Genomic DNA, 16,702 nt, shown 5'->3' on the forward strand with positions numbered 1-16,702 from the left:
ATGCAACCCGCAATTCACGAAACGTGTATCTATGACATTTCGCGATTTCCGACTGGTCGCAAACCCCTGACCTGCACTTTTATCCTCGGACGTGGCCCAGAAGGGCAATTAGCTGCGGAACGCAGGTGTGCAGGTGCGGTACGTCCTGCAACAAGCCGTTCTGCGATGGGTCGCACCTGGAGACGGGCTTCAGCGACGAGGCGTGACCCCGGTGCCCGCCGAGAGGACGATGGCGAGGCCGCTTCCGACCGCGAGGCCTAAGGGGACGGACAATCCGATCAAGGAGACCCGTCCCGAGACCTGAGCGGAATGCGGGACGAACCACGCGATGGCGATGAGGACGAATCCCAAGACGCCGGCGATCCGTATCGCGTCGAGCGCGGCCGGCGTGGACGGTGTCCCTCCTCGCAGTCGGGAGAGGACGCAGACGGCGGCCGAGAAGAGAGCGACGGCCTCCACGCCCGCGACGACGGCGTAGAGCACCCAGCGCGCGAAAGAGCCGAACATTGCGCTCGAGAGCACGAAGATGACGAAAGCTGCCGCGATGAGCGCAGGCGGCCACCACGCGAGGACGCGAACGACGTCGCCCCGTCCCAGCCGGCCCGCGTGGAAGGTGCGGACGGCGAGACCGGCGAGGAGAGGCAAGGCGAGCAAGAGCGTCCACGAGACCGCGCGCGGAGGTGCGACACCGCCGGCCTGCATGAGTGCGGATGCGCCCATCACCGAGACGAGCGAAAGGGACGCGGCGTCACAGAAGAGCACGATCCGGGGGGCGGGGGCGTCCATGGACCCATGGTAACGCTCCGGCGCTAGAATGGATGATGTGACGGCAGGGAGGACGGACTTTGCGCATCGTCGACACGCACACGCACATCTTCCCCGACGACCTCGCCCCAGCGGCCATCGGATCGCTCGAGGCCGAGGGCGGTATCCGCGCGAGATACGACGGGACCCTCTCGGGTCTCGTGTCGGCGATGGATCGCGCGGGGATCGACGTCTCGTGCATCCAGCCGGTCGCGACGAAGCCGGGCCAGGTGCGCCGCATCAACGATTGGGTCGCGACACTGGCGGGCGACCGCATCGTCCCGTTCGGGACGATCCACCCCGACATGCCCGACGCGCCGGCGGAGGTCGAGCGTCTCGCGGCTCTGGGACTGAGGGGGATCAAGCTCCATCCCGAGTACCAGACCTTCGTGCCCGACGATCCACGCATGGACGCACTATACGAAGCCGTGGTCGGATGCGGGCTCGTCGTGCTCTTCCACGCGGGCGCCGACATCAATTTCAAGACCGTCCGCGGCACCCCGGAGGTCTTCGCCCGCCTTCTCGACCGCCACCCGCGGATGCGCGTCGTCCTCGCGCACATGGGGGGCTACATGTGGTGGGACGAGGTCGAGGCCCACCTGCTTGGGAGGGACGTGTTCTTCGACACGGCCTACACGCTCGGTCACCTGCCGGACGAGAGGTTCGTGCGCATGGTGGAGGCGCACGGGTCCCAGCGCGTGCTCTTCGGCTCGGACGGGCCCTGGACGGATGCGGCGGAGGAGGTCGCTCACATCCGGTCGCTCGGGCTTTCGAGCGAGACGTGCGAAGCGGTCCTGGGCGGCAACGCCGAACGACTGCTCGGGCCGGCAGCTAGGTGAAGGCCCGGCCGTCGCTCTCGGCGGCGAGCTGCTCGTACGCCTCGTTCATGAGGTGGATGCGTTCGGCCATCTTCGCCAGCATCTGCCACACCACGGGGTCGCTCACGTAGCTCTTGAAGGTAGCCGTGTCGATCGCTTCGACGACGGTCTCGCCGATCGTCACCGCGGCGGCGGAACGAGGGCCGGGATCGAACAGGCCCATCTCGCCGAAGATCTCGCCCTCGCCGAGGACGGCCAAGGTCATCTCCATGCCGCTCTTCGCTCGGACGATGTGCACCGTGCCTGAGCGGACGACGTACATATCGGCAGCCGGGTCGCCCTGTGCGAATATGGTGGCGCCGTCTGGATAGGTGCGCGGGATGCCCTCGAGCATGCGATCGACCCCCTCGTGTCGCCACCATTCTCGACGTCAGGACGACAAGATGCAACGAACGGAGTCGAACAGATGGGTCCTCGTCGATCCGCAGCCGTTCTCGTGGCCGTCGTTGCGGCGCTCGCGCTCTCGGGATGCACGCCGGCCCTCGACCGTCGACCGGAACCTCGCTCTCAGGGGCCCGCCCGGCCGATGCCCTACGCGAAGCGCCGTTCGGACCTGCCCACCGGATTCCCCATGCAGGTGCCCGTCCTCGATGGGCGCGTCACGCGCGCTCTCGTGCAGCATCCCGGTGCGGTGTGGCTGTACGACATAGAGACATCCCTCACGGTCGACGCGGCCGTCGCGTGGTACCGCGACGCATACACGCGGGCGGACTGGACGGTCTCGGCCCAGTCGGCGAAAGGGATGGCGCAGGCGCGGGCCGTCACCCTCGACCTGCGGAAAGGCGATGGCGCCCAGTCTCTCGTGCGCGTGACGCCGACGAAGGATGCGCGCGCGATGGTGAGCGTGGCCGTCGGTCTCGGCGTGGCGTCATCGCAGTAAGGTCGGACCCGCGTTCCCGGTCTCAGTACCTGAAGACCGCCGAGAGCGTAGCGCCGTCGATCGGACCGGGGTGCACTGTCCCGCCTCCCAGGAATGTGTCGACGGCGGCGTGGTCGGCCAGGTCGTCGTCACCGAGTACGGGTTGCTCGTGTACCTCGACGGTGCCGCTCGCGCGATCGAACGAGCCCCATATCGGCAGGTCGGGAGAGACGAACAGCGTCTCCACCCGGCCGTAGGCCGCGGCCGGCACGACTTCGAGCGGGTCGGCGGATGCGTGCGGGGTCGCGGCGAGGTCGCGGAAGCGCGCGGCCGCCTTCTCCGCGATCCGGTCGAACTCGGGCGCGACGGCGGCGCACGCGCGCCGATGAAGCTCGGAGGGCGTCATCCCGTCCGGGTTCCCCTCGACCGTCGATTCTACGAGACGACGCGACATGTCGGCCTCGCGGTAGAGCCCTGCCAGCGGCTCGGTGGCGGCCAGCACGAGCGGGCCCCCTTCGTTCGCGATCAGGTCCCGGACGCCCGCGGCGACGCGCCGGCAGTATTCGATGAGGTATCGAGTGGTGACACCGCTCTCCGTACCGCCCCCGTGGAACACGGCGGCCCGCCGGCCCGGCGATGCCGTCCGTCCGCCCCTGCCCGTGTGAGAGCGGACCTGCTCGTCACGGCCGTCGTTGCGCACGACCTCGTCGAGGCTGGTCGGCAGGTCTCCGATCGGGGCGGGCGTCAAAGCCATCGACGAGCCTTGCCAGAGGCGGACGCTGTGCTGTGTGAGACTGAGCACGTGGAAGCGTGCGCAGGCGTCGAGGTTCACGAGGAGCGGCTTCACGTGGAATCGCTCGTTCACGGCCACGTGCGGCGCGACATCGTGCGGGAAGCGAGCCACCCGCATGTCGCCGCTCTTGAGGAAGACCGCGACGCCTCCGGGTTGCGGCCGCCAGAAGAGGCCGTCCTCGAGCAACGCGCGGGCGGGGGCCAGCACGCCGGCGACCTCCGATCCTCGCGCATCGAGCGCATGCAGCAGGCCTTCGGCCTCTCGTACGAGTCCCCTGAACGTCGAGTGGTCGCCGTGGTTGTCGGGGGCGGCGGCGTGTGTGGGCAGGTAGATCGAGACGTGGCGTCCGCCGTGGTCGCGGGCGAGGCTCTCGAGGTCCTCGCGCGATAGCGCATCCATCGTGTCCGCCCTTCCCTCGCGCGGGTGAGACGTCCCCGTCATCGCCGGTAGGTCCCGGTGATGCGGCCGGAAGCGGGCACATGCCCGCGCAGCGTGGCGGACACGCGAGGCACGGCGAGCACGGCTTCTCCTTCCGCTTGCGTACTCAGGTATGTACCCGACCTTCCTCCCGTGTGTCTGAACCGAGAGGAACGGGTATATGTATGTCCTCGTGAGTCAATGGCGAGAAGACCGAAGGGGGCGTCCGAGAGGGCGCCCTCGGCGGTTCCCGGGTCCGCGGACGGGGCCGCTTGGGCGTGTCGGCCCCTCGGCCTATACTGATGAGGCTCTCGGCCCCGCGACGCTGACGTCCGGGCCCGGGCGGCGGCAAGTCGTGAACCTGGTCAGGTCCGGAAGGAAGCAGCCATAAGCGGCCTCTGTCGGGTGCCCGGTCCCGGTCGTGAGCGCCGCGGGCGGGAGCGACCAGCCGGAGGGGCCGATGACGCACCAGTCTCTGTACCGCAAGTACCGTCCGCAGGCCTTCGACGAGGTCGTCGGCCAGGACCACATCTCGCGCACCCTGCGCAACGCCGTCGAGGACGGATCGGTCGCGCACGCGTATCTCTTCACCGGGCCGCGCGGTACGGGAAAGACGACGACCGCGCGCATCCTCGCCAAGGCGCTCGACTGCGCGAAAGGGCCCACGGCCGAACCCGACCAGACGTGCGAGGACTGCCTCGAGATCGCCGAGGGCCGTCATCCGGACGTGTACGAGCTCGATGCGGCTTCCCGCACGGGGGTCGATGCCGTGCGGGAGGAGATCATCAGCCGGGTCAACTACGCTCCCACGCGCGGCCGCTGGAAGGTCTATATCATCGACGAGGTCCAGATGCTCTCGACCTCGGCCTTCAACGCGCTGCTCAAGACGCTCGAAGAGCCGCCCTCCAGGACCGTCTTCATCCTCTGCACGACTCATCCGCACAAGGTTCCGGAGACGATCCAGTCCCGCTGCCAGCGGTTCGACTTCCACCGCATAGGCGTCGACGGCATCGTGTCGCGCCTTGCGGCCATCTCGGAGGCCGAGGGGATCTCGGTCGAGGAGGGCGTGCTCGCGCTCGTCGCCAAACACGCGCTCGGCGGTATGCGCGACGCGATCGGCACGCTCGAGCAGCTCGCCGCGTTCGGCGGCAAGACGGTCTCTCTCGCGGACGCGGAGGGCCTGCTCGGGGAAGTCGACACGGCGGCGCTTTTCGAGGTGGCCGGTCTGATACTCGACCGCGACGTCGCGGGTTGCTTCCGCTACATCGCGGACCTCGCCGAGTCGGGCGCGGACATGTCCGAGTTCGTCAAGGGTCTGACCGGGCATTTCCGGGACCTCTTCGTTGTGGCCAGCGTGGGTGACGCACGGCGCATCGTCGAGGTGCTCGAATCAGAGTTCGCTCACCTCGAGGAGCAGGCGCATGCGTTCGGCTCGGAGCGGCTCGCGCGGATCCTCGGCATCCTCGGGGAGGTCTCCGGCGAGCTGCGGTTCTCCCCGGATCCGCGCCTCGTTCTCGAGGTCGCACTCGCAAGGATGGTCCTGCCCCGCGGGGAGCTGACGCTGGCCGCGCTCGCCGAACGTGTCGCGACGCTCGAGCGCGCGCCCGGCGCGGCGCCTGCGAGTCCGGCCGCGAAGCCGGGATCCGCCGCCGCGGCCATACCCGACGCGGTCAAGCCCGCGCGGACCCCACGGGAGCCGGCGGTCGCGACGCAGGTCGCCGGAGGTCCCCGGGCCCCGTCCGGCCCTCTCGACCGGGCGGCTGTCAAGCGTGGGTGGAAGGCCGTGCTCGCCGAGGTCAAGCGGCTGCGGCCGGCTCGTTCTTCGCTCTTCGACGGTACCGAGGTGGACGTGGACGGCGACACCCTTGTCGTCGAGTTCGCCTCGGACGCCGGTGCGGTCATGGCGCTCGCCGGCGAGCAGGAGACGCTACAGCTCCTGCGCACCTGCGTGGAGGCGGTGCTCGGTCTCGACCCGCCGATCGAGTACCAGGCTGGGCGCGGAGGCATCCATCCGTCCGCTGAAGAAGTCCCTGCTGCGGCTCCCGCCGACGATGCGGCGAGGATGCTCATCGACGAGCTAGGAGCCGAAGTCGTGGCCGAGGCCCGACACTCCGACGAACAGGACTGACACTCTCCCAGCGACACGAGGAGGACCCGTGAAGCCGAACATGGCAGGCATGCTCAAGCAGGCTCAGAAGATGCAGGCCGACATGGCCCGCATCCAGCAGGAGCTCAAGGACGAGCGGGTCGAGGTGTCCGTCGGCGGCGGTTCCGTCAGGATCGTCATGACCGGAGACCTGCAGGTGGTGGCCGTGACGATCGATCCTGCGGCGCTCGATCCCGACGACGTCGCCTTGCTCGAGGACCTGGTGACCGCGGCCGTGAACGAGGCCGTGCGCCAGGCGCAGGACCTCGCCACGCGTCGCATGGCGGCGGTGACCGGCGGTCTCGGGATCCCGGGGCTGTAAGTGGGGTACTACGCTCCCTCCATCACCCGCCTGCTCGAGGAGCTCGAACGGCTCCCGGGGATCGGTCCCAAGTCGGCGCAGCGCGTCGCCTACCATCTGCTGAAGGGGGACGACGAGGCTGCCCGCCGTCTCGCCGACGCCGTCGTGGAGGTCAAGCGCTCGGTCAGGTTCTGCGACCGCTGCTTCAACTTCGCCGAGGGGGAACTCTGCGAGGTCTGCGCGGACCCCGAGCGCGACGAAACGCTGCTCTGCGTGGTCGAGGAGCCCCGCGACGTGGTGGCGGTCGAGCGCACCGGAGGCTTCCGAGGGCGCTACCACGTGCTCCAGGGCGCCATCTCGCCCATCGACGGTGTCGGTCCGGAGCAGTTGCGCCTTCGCGAACTGGTCGACCGGCTCGCCGACGGCTCGGTGGTCGAGGTCGTCGTCGCCACGAACCCGAACGTCGAAGGCGAGACGACGGCGCTCTACATCGCGCGACTGATCAAACCGCTGGGGGTGCGAGTGACTCGGATCGCGTCGGGTCTGCCCGTCGGCGGGGACCTCGAGTTCGCCGACGAAGTCACGCTCGGGAGGGCCATCGAGGCGCGGCGGGAGATGTGAGCGGGACTTGCTGGAATACTCTGTCTACCGTTCACCGACGATACGCGCCGCTTACCGCGCCGCCGCGGTGGCAGGCCGTGCCCGCGCGGAGGTCGGCCCTATCCTGTTGAGACCCGACGCCGCGCCTGTGGGAGCTTTGTCTCCGGGTGCCGTCGTCTGAGGACCGTACCGAAGGAAGGGGAGAGGATGCAGCAGCTGACGGAGATCCGTTGGCATGCGCGCGCCGGTCAGGGAGCGGTGACGGCCGCGAAGCTCGTCGCGGAGACAGCGCTCGACCTCGACTGGTATCTGCAGGCGATGCCCGAGTACGGCCCGGAGCGGATGGGCGCGCCGATCCAGGCGTTCACGCGCATCAGCGAAGTGCCGATCGAGATCCACAACAACATCGAACACCCGGACGTGGTCGTGGTCCTCGACGAGACACTGCTCACGATCGTCGACGTCGCCGGCGGGCTCGCCGATGGCGGTGTCGTGATCGTGAACACGTGCAGTCCCCCCTCTGCGCTGCGTGCGGCGCTCCGTCTCGGCGACGACAAGCGCGTGGCGTGCGTCGACGCGTCGGGCATCGCGAACGAGACGCTCAAGCGGGACATGCCGAACACGCCGATGATCGGCGCTCTCGCCAAGGCGACCGGCATCTTCACTCTCGATCAGGTCCGCGACCACATGGTGAAGTCCTTCGGCAAGAAGTTCTCCCAGGAGGTCATCGAGGCGAACGTCGCATCGGTCACCCGGGCCTTCGAGGAGGTGCAGGTAGCGTGAGCTGGGACATCTCGAAGATCGGATCCTGGAAGGCCGAGGACTTCCCTCGCGGCGCGGTCATCCCGGAGGCGGGGAACTCGAAGGACTACGTCACCGGCGGCTGGCGGAGTTCGCGCCCCGTCCGTGACGACGACAAGTGCACGCAGTGCCTGCTGTGCTGGATATGGTGCCCCGACTCGTCGATCGCCGTCGCCGGCGAGAAGGTCACGACCTTCGACTACGATCACTGCAAGGGATGCGGGGTCTGCGCCAACGAGTGCCCGTCGGACGCCATCACGATGGTGCCTGAGGGTTGCGAACTCCCGGAGGTGAAGTAGATGCCGACGCAGAAGACCCTCGCCGTCACCGGGAACATCCTGGTCGCCGAGGCCATGCGGCAGTGTGCGCCCGACGTGATGGCGGCATATCCCATCACGCCCCAGACGACCATCGTCGAGGAGTATGCGAAGTTCGTCGCCCAAGGCAGGGTCCACACCGAGTACGTCACCGTGGAGTCCGAACACTCCGCGATGAGCGCGTGCGTCGGCGCTTCGGCGGCGGGCGCGCGCGTCATGACCGCGACGTCCTCTCAGGGTCTCGCGCTCATGTGGGAGGAGCTCTACATCGCGGCGGGGATGCGGTTGCCCATCGTCATGGCGAACGCGAACCGCGCTCTGTCCGCGCCGATCAACATCCACTGCGACCATTCGGACGCCATGGGCGCCCGCGACTCGGGCTGGGTGATGCTCTTCGCGGAGGACGCCCAGGAGGCCTACGACAACACGATCATGGCGGTGAGGGTCGCCGAGCATCCCGACGTGCTGCTCCCGGTCATGAGCTGTCTCGACGGTTTCATCACGACGCATTCCATCGATCGCGCGCAGGTCATGGACGACGAGTCCGTCGCGACGTTCGTGGGAGAGTACCGGCCCGAGAACGCGCTGCTCGACATCGATGCCCCGGTGGCCCACGGCGCCTTCGCCGGACTCGGCGGGCCGTACTTCGAGTTCAAGAAGGCGCAGCGCAACGCGATCGACCGCTCCAAGGGCGTCATCGAGCAGGTCGGCGCGGAGTTCGCGAAGCTCTCCGGACGTCCGTTCGGCCTCATCGAGACTTGGGGCATGGACGACGCCGAAGTGGCCGTGGTCGTGATCGGTTCCACGGCCGGCAACGTGCGGCATGTCGCACGCGCCGCGCGCGAGCGCGGGGTGAAGGCGGGCGTCGTGAAGGTCCGCTGCTTCCGTCCGTTCCCGGTCGCCGAACTCGCGGCGGCTCTCGCGGGATGCAAAGCCGTCGCGGTGCTCGATCGCGCGGAGTCGTTCGGTGCCGAGGGAGGGCCGCTCTTCCTCGAGACGCGCAGCGCCCTCTACGACACGTCGTCCCGCGTGCCTGTCGTGGACTACGTCTACGGGCTTGGCGGCTCCGACGTGCGCCTCGACCTCCTTGAGCGTGTCTATGGCGACCTGACCGACATAGCCGAGGGTGCGGCCGTCCCGTCCGGTATCACCTACCTTGGCATCCGATAGGAGGACGCGGTGGCGAATCTCAAGGAACTGACGCATCGCGAGGACCGCCTCGCCGGCGGCCACCGGCTCTGTGCAGGCTGCGGCGCCTCGATCGCAGTGAGGCAGGTACTCCTCGGCGCCGGCGAGGACCCTATCGTCGTCGGCTGCGCGACAGGCTGTCTCGAGGTCTCCACGACGATCTATCCCTACTCGTCGTGGAAGACCCCGTTCATCCACAACGCGTTCGAGAACTCCGCGGCGACCGTGTCCGGCGTGGAGGCGGCGTTCCGTGGGCTCAAGCGCGCTGGGAAGATACCCGGAGACAAGCGGGTGAAGTTCGTGGCTTTCGGCGGAGACGGCGGGACGTACGATATCGGCTTGCAGTCGCTGTCGGGCGCCATGGAGCGCGGACACGACATGGTGTACGTCTGCTACGACAACGGCGCGTACATGAACACCGGCATCCAGCGCTCGTCGGCGACGCCGCGCGGTGCGTGGGCGACGACCGCAGAGGTGGGAAAGGCGCAGGCCGGCAAGATGCAGCGCCGCAAGGACCTCACATCCATCATCGCCGCTCACGGGGTCCCGTACGCGGCCCAGGCGTCGATCAGCCACTGGAAGGACCTCACCGACAAGGCCGCCAAGGCTTTCGCGGTCGAGGGACCGGCGTTCCTCAACGTCTTCGCCCCGTGTCCACGGGGCTGGCGCATCGGCTATGACAAGACCGTCGAGATCGCGAAACTCGCGGTGCAGACAGGGTTCTGGCCTCTCTTCGAGGTCGAGGACGGCGCGTGGCGCCAGACCGTCAAGGTGGCGAACCGGAAGCCGGTCGAGGAGTTCCTCAAGCCACAGGGGCGGTTCAAGCATCTCTTCACGCCAGAGAACGCCGGAGTCCTCGCGGCGGTACAGGCGGACGTGGACCGGTACTGGGAGTACGTGCAGCGCCGATGCGAGTGCGCCTGACCTCAGGACATCGAGATAGTGGTCACGGAGGGCCTTCGGGGATTACCCGGGAGGCCCTCCGCGGTTACACTTGGGAAGCCGGGCAAGTCGCCCGGTGCCGGAGGGAGTGTGTGCTAGTGCGCAGCCAATGTCGTCTCGTCCTCATCGTCGTGGTCGCCGTCGCGCTCGGTCTCGGCCCCGTGTCGTGCGCTCGCAAGGGCGACGCGGTCTCCTCCCAGAGCAAGCCGACCGGGCGGATCGAACGGTTGCGCGTGTCGGGTTCGGGTACGGCCCTCCCCCTTCTGCGTCTCCTCACGGACAGCTACTCTCGCGTCGTGCCGGGGGGCGACGTCAGCTTCGTCTACCTTCCAGGTCTGCACTCCGGGGGCGGCGTGAAGGGCGTGGTCGCGGGCGACCTCGAGATCGGCGCCGTCTCGCGCGAACTCACGAAGGACGAGCGCGGGCTTCACCTGAGGTACGTGCTCCTCTCCAACGACGGTCTGGCGATCGCGGTCCACCCCTCGGTCGGCGTTCGGGGAGTCACCACTCAGCAGGTCCGCGAGATCTACTCCGGCAGGTTCGCCAACTGGAAGGAACTCGGCGGAGCCGACCTGCCGATCACGGTACTCGACCGCAACGAGGACGAATCGGCGAAGATCATCCTCCGGAAGTACGTGCTCGGGTCGGACCTCGACGTCACACCTCGCGCCGTCGATCTCTACTACGAGAGCGACATGATCGAGGGCCTCCAGACGACCCCGGGTGCGATAGGCTACTTCTCCCTGGGTTACGGACTCTCCCAGAACGTCTCGGTCGACTACCTGACGCTCGACGGAGTGGCGCCGACCGTCGCCAACATCGAGAGCGGTGCGTATCGAGTGGTCCGGCCGCTCGGTGTCGTCGCGCGCACGGACGCGAGCGACGGGGCGGACCGGTTCCTGGCCTGGGCCTCAGGTGTTGAGGCGGCGGCGCTGATGGAGCGAGTCGGCTTCGTGCCCGCGCGGCGCTGATCGGGCAGCCATGCTTTCGCGGCTATTCGGCAAGCACCTCCACAACCAGATCATCGCGCCCCTCGTCATCGTGGCGGCGATCGTCGGATTCATCGCCACCCTCGTCGCGGTGATCCTGTTGTCCCGGGTCATCGACCAGTGGGTCGACCAGGCCGCACACTCCACCACCGGCAACGTGGTGGCCCGCATCCAGTCCCGGACCGACGACCTGATGCGCAGCGCGACGCTCGCCGCGGAGAACCCGAGGCTGGTGACCGGAGTCGTAGCCGGCGATGCCGGGAGGGTGACCGGAGAACTCGTCCTGTCCAACGCCGCGCTCCGGGCGGACAGTCTGATGGTCGTCGACGAGGACGGCCGGGTCTTGGCGGTGACCGGGCGGCTCGGGGTGTTGCCGGGCCAGCACCCGTTCAGCAGCCGCACCCGCCGATGGGCCGTGCGATCCATGCGCCACCCCGTCCTCACCGAGGTCGCGGGACGAGTGACGCTGACCGCGCTCCAGCCCGTGAGCGAGCCCGGGGGCAACGTCCACGTCCTCGCTCTGTCCACGGTCATCGACGACGCCTTCCTGCGCTCCGTGTCGCGCGGTTCCGCTGCCGACTTCTGCTTCTTCGGGCCCTCGGGTAAGCGGGTCGCCTGCACGGTCGAGTCTTCTTCCGCGCTTCGCTCGATCATGGAGGGTCTGGACCTTCCGGCCCGGGAGGCGATCGCGGCCTCACGACGCGGTGGATCGCCCAGCGCGGACCTGCGCGTGGAGGGTCGGGACATGCGGGTCTGGGCGCAGAGGGTCACGATACCCGGCGATCCGACCGGCGGAGAGGGCTATCTCGTCGCCTTCGTCAGGACCGACGTGAGCGAGCAGACGAGGGCCACCACGACGCGGCTCATCTTGATGTGGTCCGTCTTCGCCATCCTCGTGCTCGTCGGTCTCGGCTGGTGGGTCGCGCGGCGGATCTCGGACCCGCTCGTGCTCCTGACACAGAGCGCGCGGCGTGTCGCCGACGGCGACTTCTCGAGTCGCGTCGAGATCCCCGGCGGCAACGAACTCACGCAGCTGGCCGAGAGCTTCGATCAGATGACGGAGTCGTTGCGCAACCGGACAGAGGTCCTCACGAAGAAGGTCCTCGAGCTTGCCACGCTGTACGAGATCAGCCGTTCGCTCGGTTCGACGCTCGATCTCGACGTGCTCCTCGATTCCGTGCTCGACTCCACGATGCGCATCTTCAACATCGAACTCGGCTACGTCACGCTGCGCGACAAGGAGACCAGCCGGATATCGCTGCGCGCCTGGCGCGGGCCGGGCCAGTCGCAGGCCGACGAGCGCGCCGTGCGTTCCTCCATGGCGGAATGGGTGATACGAGAAGGTCGCCCGCTCATCTTCAACCCGCCGGCGAGTGGCGAAGGACAGCAGGTGGACACCGTCTCCGGTGCGCTCGCCGCGCTCTGCGTGCCCCTCATCTCGGGGGAGGGGACGGTCGGTGCGATTACGGTAGGCACGCACGACCGGACGTTCCGGTTCAGCAGCGACGACGTGCGACTGCTCTCGACGATCGCGAACCACGTGACGATCGCGGTCGGCAACATCGACCTCTTCTCGAGCCTGCAGGAAGCCTATCTGGCGACGGTCCGATCGCTCGCGGCGGCCGTCGACGCCAAGGACCCGTACACGCGAGGTCACTCGGACAAGGTCGCCACGTACGCCATGGCTATCGCGGAACGGCTCGAGTTGTCGACCGAGCAGAGGACGGCGCTCGAGATGGCCGCGTACCTCCACGACATCGGGAAGATCGGCATCCGCGAGGAGATACTTCTCAAGCCGGGGCGCCTCTCCGCGCCCGAGATGGGGCAGATGCGCCATCATCCTCTCATCGGCGCGAACATCCTGCGGCCGGTCGCCTTCCCTTGGCCCATCGCGCCGGTCGTGCGCCACCACCACGAGCACTGGGACGGGTCCGGCTATCCGGCGGGGCTGAAGGGGGAGGAGATCCCCCTGCTCGCCCGGATCCTGACTGTCGCGGACGCGTACGAGGCGATGACCGCCGACCGGCCCTATCGTCCCGGCCGTTCGCGCGAAGAGGCCATCGTCGAGCTCCGGCGGTGCTCCGGCAGCCACTTCGACCCGCGGGTCGCCGAGGCCTTCATCTCCGTGCTCGAGGAGAGTCCCGGCGAGATCGAGTTCGGGCTCCTTCCCGAGACGGAGGACGTGCAGCCGGACGAGGCGCGCGCGATCTTCGTCGCGATATGCGACGGCATGGTCAACAGCTTCCGCCGGCTCGGCGGGCCTCGTCTCGCGACGAACCTCGAAGCCGAGCTCAACGCGTTCTTTGGGCGCGAGGACCTTCCGTACTCGTTCGAGTCGGGTCATCTCTACGTCCGCACGGAAGCGGTCAGCCCCGAAGCCGAACTCGCGGGCATGCGCGCCACGGTGCACCACATCACCGCATCGATGGAGCGGACCTCTGGCCGCAGCCTCGTCGACCACTTCTACCAGGAGGCGCTCACGGGGCTGTCCGAGAGGATGCGCGTGCTCGCGCGGGTGCTCGACCTCTACGTCTCCGTGTGACCTGGTACACTATCCCCCACGACGGCGCCGAAAGGCGCCGCTGAGGCATGTCGACGCTGGAGGGGCGATGGCGCTCGTCGTCCAGAAGTACGGCGGTTCGTCGGTCGGGACGACCGACCGCATCCTGGCGGTCGCGCGACGCCTCATCGAGGCGAAGGAGCGCGGCGATCGAGTCGTGGCGGTCGTGTCGGCGATGGGGGACGTCACCGACGAGCTTCTCGAACTCGCCGGCGCGATCAGCTCCATGCCGCCCGAACGCGAGATGGACATGCTTCTCGCGACGGGCGAGCAGGTCACCATCGCGCTGCTGGCCATGGCGATCCACTCGCTCGGCCACGAAGCGATCTCGCTCACCGGCGCGCAGGCCGGGATCGTCTCGGACGCGAGCCACACGAAGGCCCGGATCCAAGCCGTGCGAGCGGATCGGGTGCTCGAGGCCCTCGACGACGGCAGGATCGTCATCGTCGCCGGATTCCAGGGGCTTACCGAGGACGGTGAGATCACGACGCTCGGGCGCGGCGGCTCCGACACCACCGCCGTCGCGGTCGCCGCTGGACTCTCGGCGGACGTGTGCGAGATCTACACGGACGTCGACGGCGTGTACACGGCGGACCCTCGCATCGTGGCGACCGCGCGCAAGCTCGAGCGGGTCTCGTACGAGGAGATGCTGGAGATGGCCGCGACGGGCGCGCGCGTGCTGCAGCTGCGCAGCGTCGAGTTCGCCCGGAACCACGGCGTCACCATCCACGTCCGCTCGAGCTTCAACAAGGAGCCGGGCACGATCGTCAAGGAGGCTGACGGGTCGATGGAAGAAGCGATCATCTCCGGGGTCACGCACGACACCTCCGAGGCCAAGGTCACGGTCCGCGACGTGCCGGACCGTCCCGGCGTGGCCGCGGACGTGTTCACGCGTCTGGCCGAGCACAACGTGAACGTGGACATGATCATCCAGAACGTCTCCGAGGACGGGACGACCGATATCTCCTTCACCACGCCGAAGGAGGACCTCGTTCGCGCGAGGCGGGCCGTCGAGCTGACGGTCGCCGAGATCGGTGCTCGGGACTGGTCGGTCGACGAGTCCATCGCCAAGGTCTCGCTCGTCGGCGCGGGGATGAAGACCCATCCCGGGGTCGCCGCGAAGATGTTCCAGACGCTCGCGGACGCGGGTGTGAACCTCGACATGATCTCGACATCCTCGATACGCATCTCATGCGTCATCGCGGGTGACATGGTGGAGGCGGCCGTGCGAGCTCTGCATGCGGCCTTCGGGCTCGAAGGGGAGGCCGTTCGCGCCGAGTTCTCACCGGCGGCGCCGAGGGAGGGCAGCTAGATGTCCTGGGACAAGCTCATGCCCGAACGTCCCGTCGTCGCCGTCGCGGGAGCGACCGGCGCGGTGGGCACCGAGATGCTCGCCGTGCTCGAACAGCGCGGCTTTCCCGCGTCGCGCGTCGTCGCGCTCGCGTCGTCCCGCTCGGCGGGACGCCGACTCCCGTTCGCCGGAGGAGAGCTCGCCGTCGAGGAGATGACGCCCGCCTCGTTCGCGAGTGTCGATATCGCGCTGTTCTCGGCCGGGGCGTCGGTGAGCAAGGAGCTGCGCGACGCGGTCGTGGAGTCGGGTTGCGTCATGATCGACAACTCGTCCGCCTTCCGCATGGACGACGACGTGCCGCTCGTCGTGCCCGAGGTCAACCCCGGCGACGCCTCACTCCATTCCGGGGTGATAGCGAACCCGAACTGCTCGACGATCCAGATGGTCGTCGCGCTCGCTCCGTTGCACGCTCTCGCGCCGATCCGTCGCGTCGTCGTCGCCACCTACCAGGCGGCCTCGGGTGCCGGGCAGGCCGCCATGGACGAACTCTACGGGCAGTCGGGCGACTTCCTCGAGGGCCGGCCGCTTCAGGTCCGCGAGTTCGCGCATCGCATCGCGTTCAACTGCATCCCCCACATCGACGTCTTCCTCGATGACGGCTCCACGAAAGAAGAGTGGAAGATGGTCGTCGAGACGAAGAAGATCATGCACGCGCCCGATCTCGCGGTCCACGCGACCTGCGTGCGCGTCCCCGTTCTGCGATGCCACTCGGAAGCGATCGACGTCGAGTTCCACGGGCACGTCGGCATCGACGAAGCCAGAGCCGCGCTTGAGGCCGCCGAGGGAGTGACGGTCCTCGACGATCCGGGCACAAAAGCCTATCCGATGCCGGCGCTGCTCGAGGGGACCGACGATACGTATGTGGGCAGGCTCCGCGTCGACCCCACCGTGGAGCACGGGCTGTCGATGTGGGTCGTCGCCGATCAGCTTCGCAAGGGCGCCGCCTTGAACGCGGTCCAGATCGCCGAACTGCTCCTGAGGTAGCCGCCGAGGGGACTGTGGACGGCGGCGCTGTGGGGTACCATTGGTGAAGGGTCCTTGACCGCAGGGACATGGCGCGTAGGGCACGGGAGGCTGCATGGGCGAGGCGGAGATCCTTATCGTCGAGGACGACGCGACCATCGCGCGTTTCGTCGAGCTCGAACTCGAGCATGCCGGCTTCTCCGTTCGCCGCTCGGCTGACGGACCCGCCGCGCTCGAGGCCGTTTCCGCGGCGCGTCCGGACCTTGTCGTGCTCGATCTCATGCTGCCTGGCCTGGACGGGCTCGAGGTCGCCCGCGCGATCCGGGAGACCGATCCGGACCTGCCGATCCTCATGCTGACCGCGCGTGCGGAGACGGGCGATGTGGTCGACGGGTTCGAGGCCGGCGCCGACGACTACTTGCGGAAGCCCTTCGAGATGAGGGAGCTGCTATCGCGGGTCGGAGCTCTGCTGAAGCGCACCGACTCCACTCGCGACAGGTCGGTGCTCAGGGCCGCGGGTGTGGAGGTCGATCCGCTGGCGCGCAAGGCGAGCCTTGACGGTCTCTCGCTCGACCTGACCGCGCGGGAATTCGACCTCCTCGCGTATCTCGTCGGGAACGCCGGGCGCATCGTGAGCCGCGAGGAGATCCTCGAGGAGGTCTGGGGCGGCCAGAGGGTGAGCGACAGCAACGTCATCGAGGTGTTCGTCTGCCACTTGCGGGGCAAGATAGGCGACACCGACAACTCGGTGATCCAGACCATCCGGGGTGTCGGGTACTTCTTCACCCGATGA

At 68.3% G+C, this 16,702-nt stretch carries 17 protein-coding genes and 1 other RNA gene; 15 read left to right on the plus strand and 3 right to left on the minus strand.

Features of this window, described 5'->3' with window-relative positions:
- Window positions 1–189: 189 nt before the first annotated feature.
- A complete protein-coding gene (locus tag WC971_03475; protein MFA5843872.1) occupies window positions 190–786 on the minus strand; it encodes a hypothetical protein in 597 nt (198 codons plus the stop codon).
- A gap of 59 nt (window positions 787–845) precedes the next feature.
- On the opposite strand from WC971_03475, the gene WC971_03480 reads away from it, so the two are divergent.
- Entirely contained in the window at window positions 846–1,643 is a 798-nt protein-coding gene (locus tag WC971_03480; GenBank protein ID MFA5843873.1) for an amidohydrolase family protein, read from the plus strand.
- On the opposite strand, the gene WC971_03485 is transcribed toward WC971_03480, so the two are convergent.
- Window positions 1,636–2,016, minus strand: coding sequence for a cyclic nucleotide-binding domain-containing protein (locus WC971_03485; GenBank protein ID MFA5843874.1), 381 nt, complete (start codon window positions 2,014–2,016; stop codon window positions 1,636–1,638). The genes WC971_03480 and WC971_03485 overlap by 8 nt on opposite strands.
- A gap of 72 nt (window positions 2,017–2,088) precedes the next feature.
- Between WC971_03485 and WC971_03490 the strand changes: the two genes are divergently transcribed.
- Window positions 2,089–2,562 (plus strand): hypothetical protein, encoded by a 474-nt coding sequence (locus WC971_03490; GenBank protein ID MFA5843875.1) that lies wholly within the window; start codon window positions 2,089–2,091, stop codon window positions 2,560–2,562.
- A 22-nt stretch (window positions 2,563–2,584) separates the two neighbouring features.
- Here the strand turns inward: WC971_03490 and WC971_03495 are convergent, their stop codons facing one another.
- A complete protein-coding gene (locus tag WC971_03495) occupies window positions 2,585–3,733 on the minus strand; it encodes a hypothetical protein (protein ID MFA5843876.1) in 1,149 nt (382 codons plus the stop codon).
- A gap of 347 nt (window positions 3,734–4,080) precedes the next feature.
- On the opposite strand from WC971_03495, the gene ffs reads away from it, so the two are divergent.
- The 13 genes from ffs to WC971_03560 all read left to right on the plus strand — a co-directional run bounded on the left by ffs (window position 4,081) and on the right by WC971_03560 (window position 16,702).
- An RNA gene (ffs, locus tag WC971_03500) (signal recognition particle sRNA small type) lies at window positions 4,081–4,176 on the plus strand.
- A 35-nt stretch (window positions 4,177–4,211) separates the two neighbouring features.
- On the plus strand, window positions 4,212–5,879 hold the full coding sequence (gene dnaX / locus WC971_03505) for a DNA polymerase III subunit gamma/tau (GenBank protein ID MFA5843877.1): 1,668 nt from the start codon (window positions 4,212–4,214) through the stop codon (window positions 5,877–5,879).
- A gap of 40 nt (window positions 5,880–5,919) precedes the next feature.
- Window positions 5,920–6,219 (plus strand): YbaB/EbfC family nucleoid-associated protein, encoded by a 300-nt coding sequence (locus tag WC971_03510; protein ID MFA5843878.1) that lies wholly within the window; start codon window positions 5,920–5,922, stop codon window positions 6,217–6,219.
- Window positions 6,220–6,819, plus strand: coding sequence for a recombination mediator RecR (recR, locus tag WC971_03515; protein ID MFA5843879.1), 600 nt, complete (start codon window positions 6,220–6,222; stop codon window positions 6,817–6,819).
- A 186-nt stretch (window positions 6,820–7,005) separates the two neighbouring features.
- Window positions 7,006–7,581 carry a 2-oxoacid:acceptor oxidoreductase family protein gene (locus tag WC971_03520; protein MFA5843880.1) on the plus strand — a complete coding sequence of 192 codons (576 nt, stop codon included), beginning with the start codon at window positions 7,006–7,008 and terminating at the stop codon, window positions 7,579–7,581.
- Window positions 7,578–7,898: a 4Fe-4S dicluster-binding protein gene (locus tag WC971_03525; GenBank protein MFA5843881.1), complete on the plus strand. Its 321-nt coding sequence runs from the start codon at window positions 7,578–7,580 to the stop codon at window positions 7,896–7,898. The genes WC971_03520 and WC971_03525 overlap by 4 nt, the downstream gene beginning before the upstream one ends.
- Complete coding sequence (porA, locus tag WC971_03530; protein MFA5843882.1) at window positions 7,899–9,086, plus strand: pyruvate ferredoxin oxidoreductase; 1,188 nt, start codon at window positions 7,899–7,901, stop codon at window positions 9,084–9,086.
- Window positions 9,087–9,095: 9 nt separating this feature from the next.
- A complete protein-coding gene (locus WC971_03535; protein MFA5843883.1) occupies window positions 9,096–10,028 on the plus strand; it encodes a thiamine pyrophosphate-dependent enzyme in 933 nt (310 codons plus the stop codon).
- Between the two features lie 110 nt (window positions 10,029–10,138).
- On the plus strand, window positions 10,139–11,017 hold the full coding sequence (locus tag WC971_03540; protein MFA5843884.1) for a substrate-binding domain-containing protein: 879 nt from the start codon (window positions 10,139–10,141) through the stop codon (window positions 11,015–11,017).
- Window positions 11,018–11,027: 10 nt separating this feature from the next.
- Window positions 11,028–13,577 (plus strand): HD domain-containing phosphohydrolase, encoded by a 2,550-nt coding sequence (locus tag WC971_03545; GenBank protein ID MFA5843885.1) that lies wholly within the window; start codon window positions 11,028–11,030, stop codon window positions 13,575–13,577.
- Window positions 13,578–13,644: 67 nt separating this feature from the next.
- Entirely contained in the window at window positions 13,645–14,907 is a 1,263-nt protein-coding gene (locus WC971_03550) for an aspartate kinase (GenBank protein MFA5843886.1), read from the plus strand.
- A complete protein-coding gene (locus WC971_03555) occupies window positions 14,908–15,930 on the plus strand; it encodes an aspartate-semialdehyde dehydrogenase (GenBank protein ID MFA5843887.1) in 1,023 nt (340 codons plus the stop codon).
- A gap of 94 nt (window positions 15,931–16,024) precedes the next feature.
- Window positions 16,025–16,702 (plus strand): response regulator transcription factor, encoded by a 678-nt coding sequence (locus WC971_03560; protein MFA5843888.1) that lies wholly within the window; start codon window positions 16,025–16,027, stop codon window positions 16,700–16,702.

The organism is Coriobacteriia bacterium, from assembly GCA_041658765.1.
Taxonomy (GTDB): domain Bacteria; phylum Actinomycetota; class Coriobacteriia; order Anaerosomatales; family JBAZZO01; genus JBAZZO01.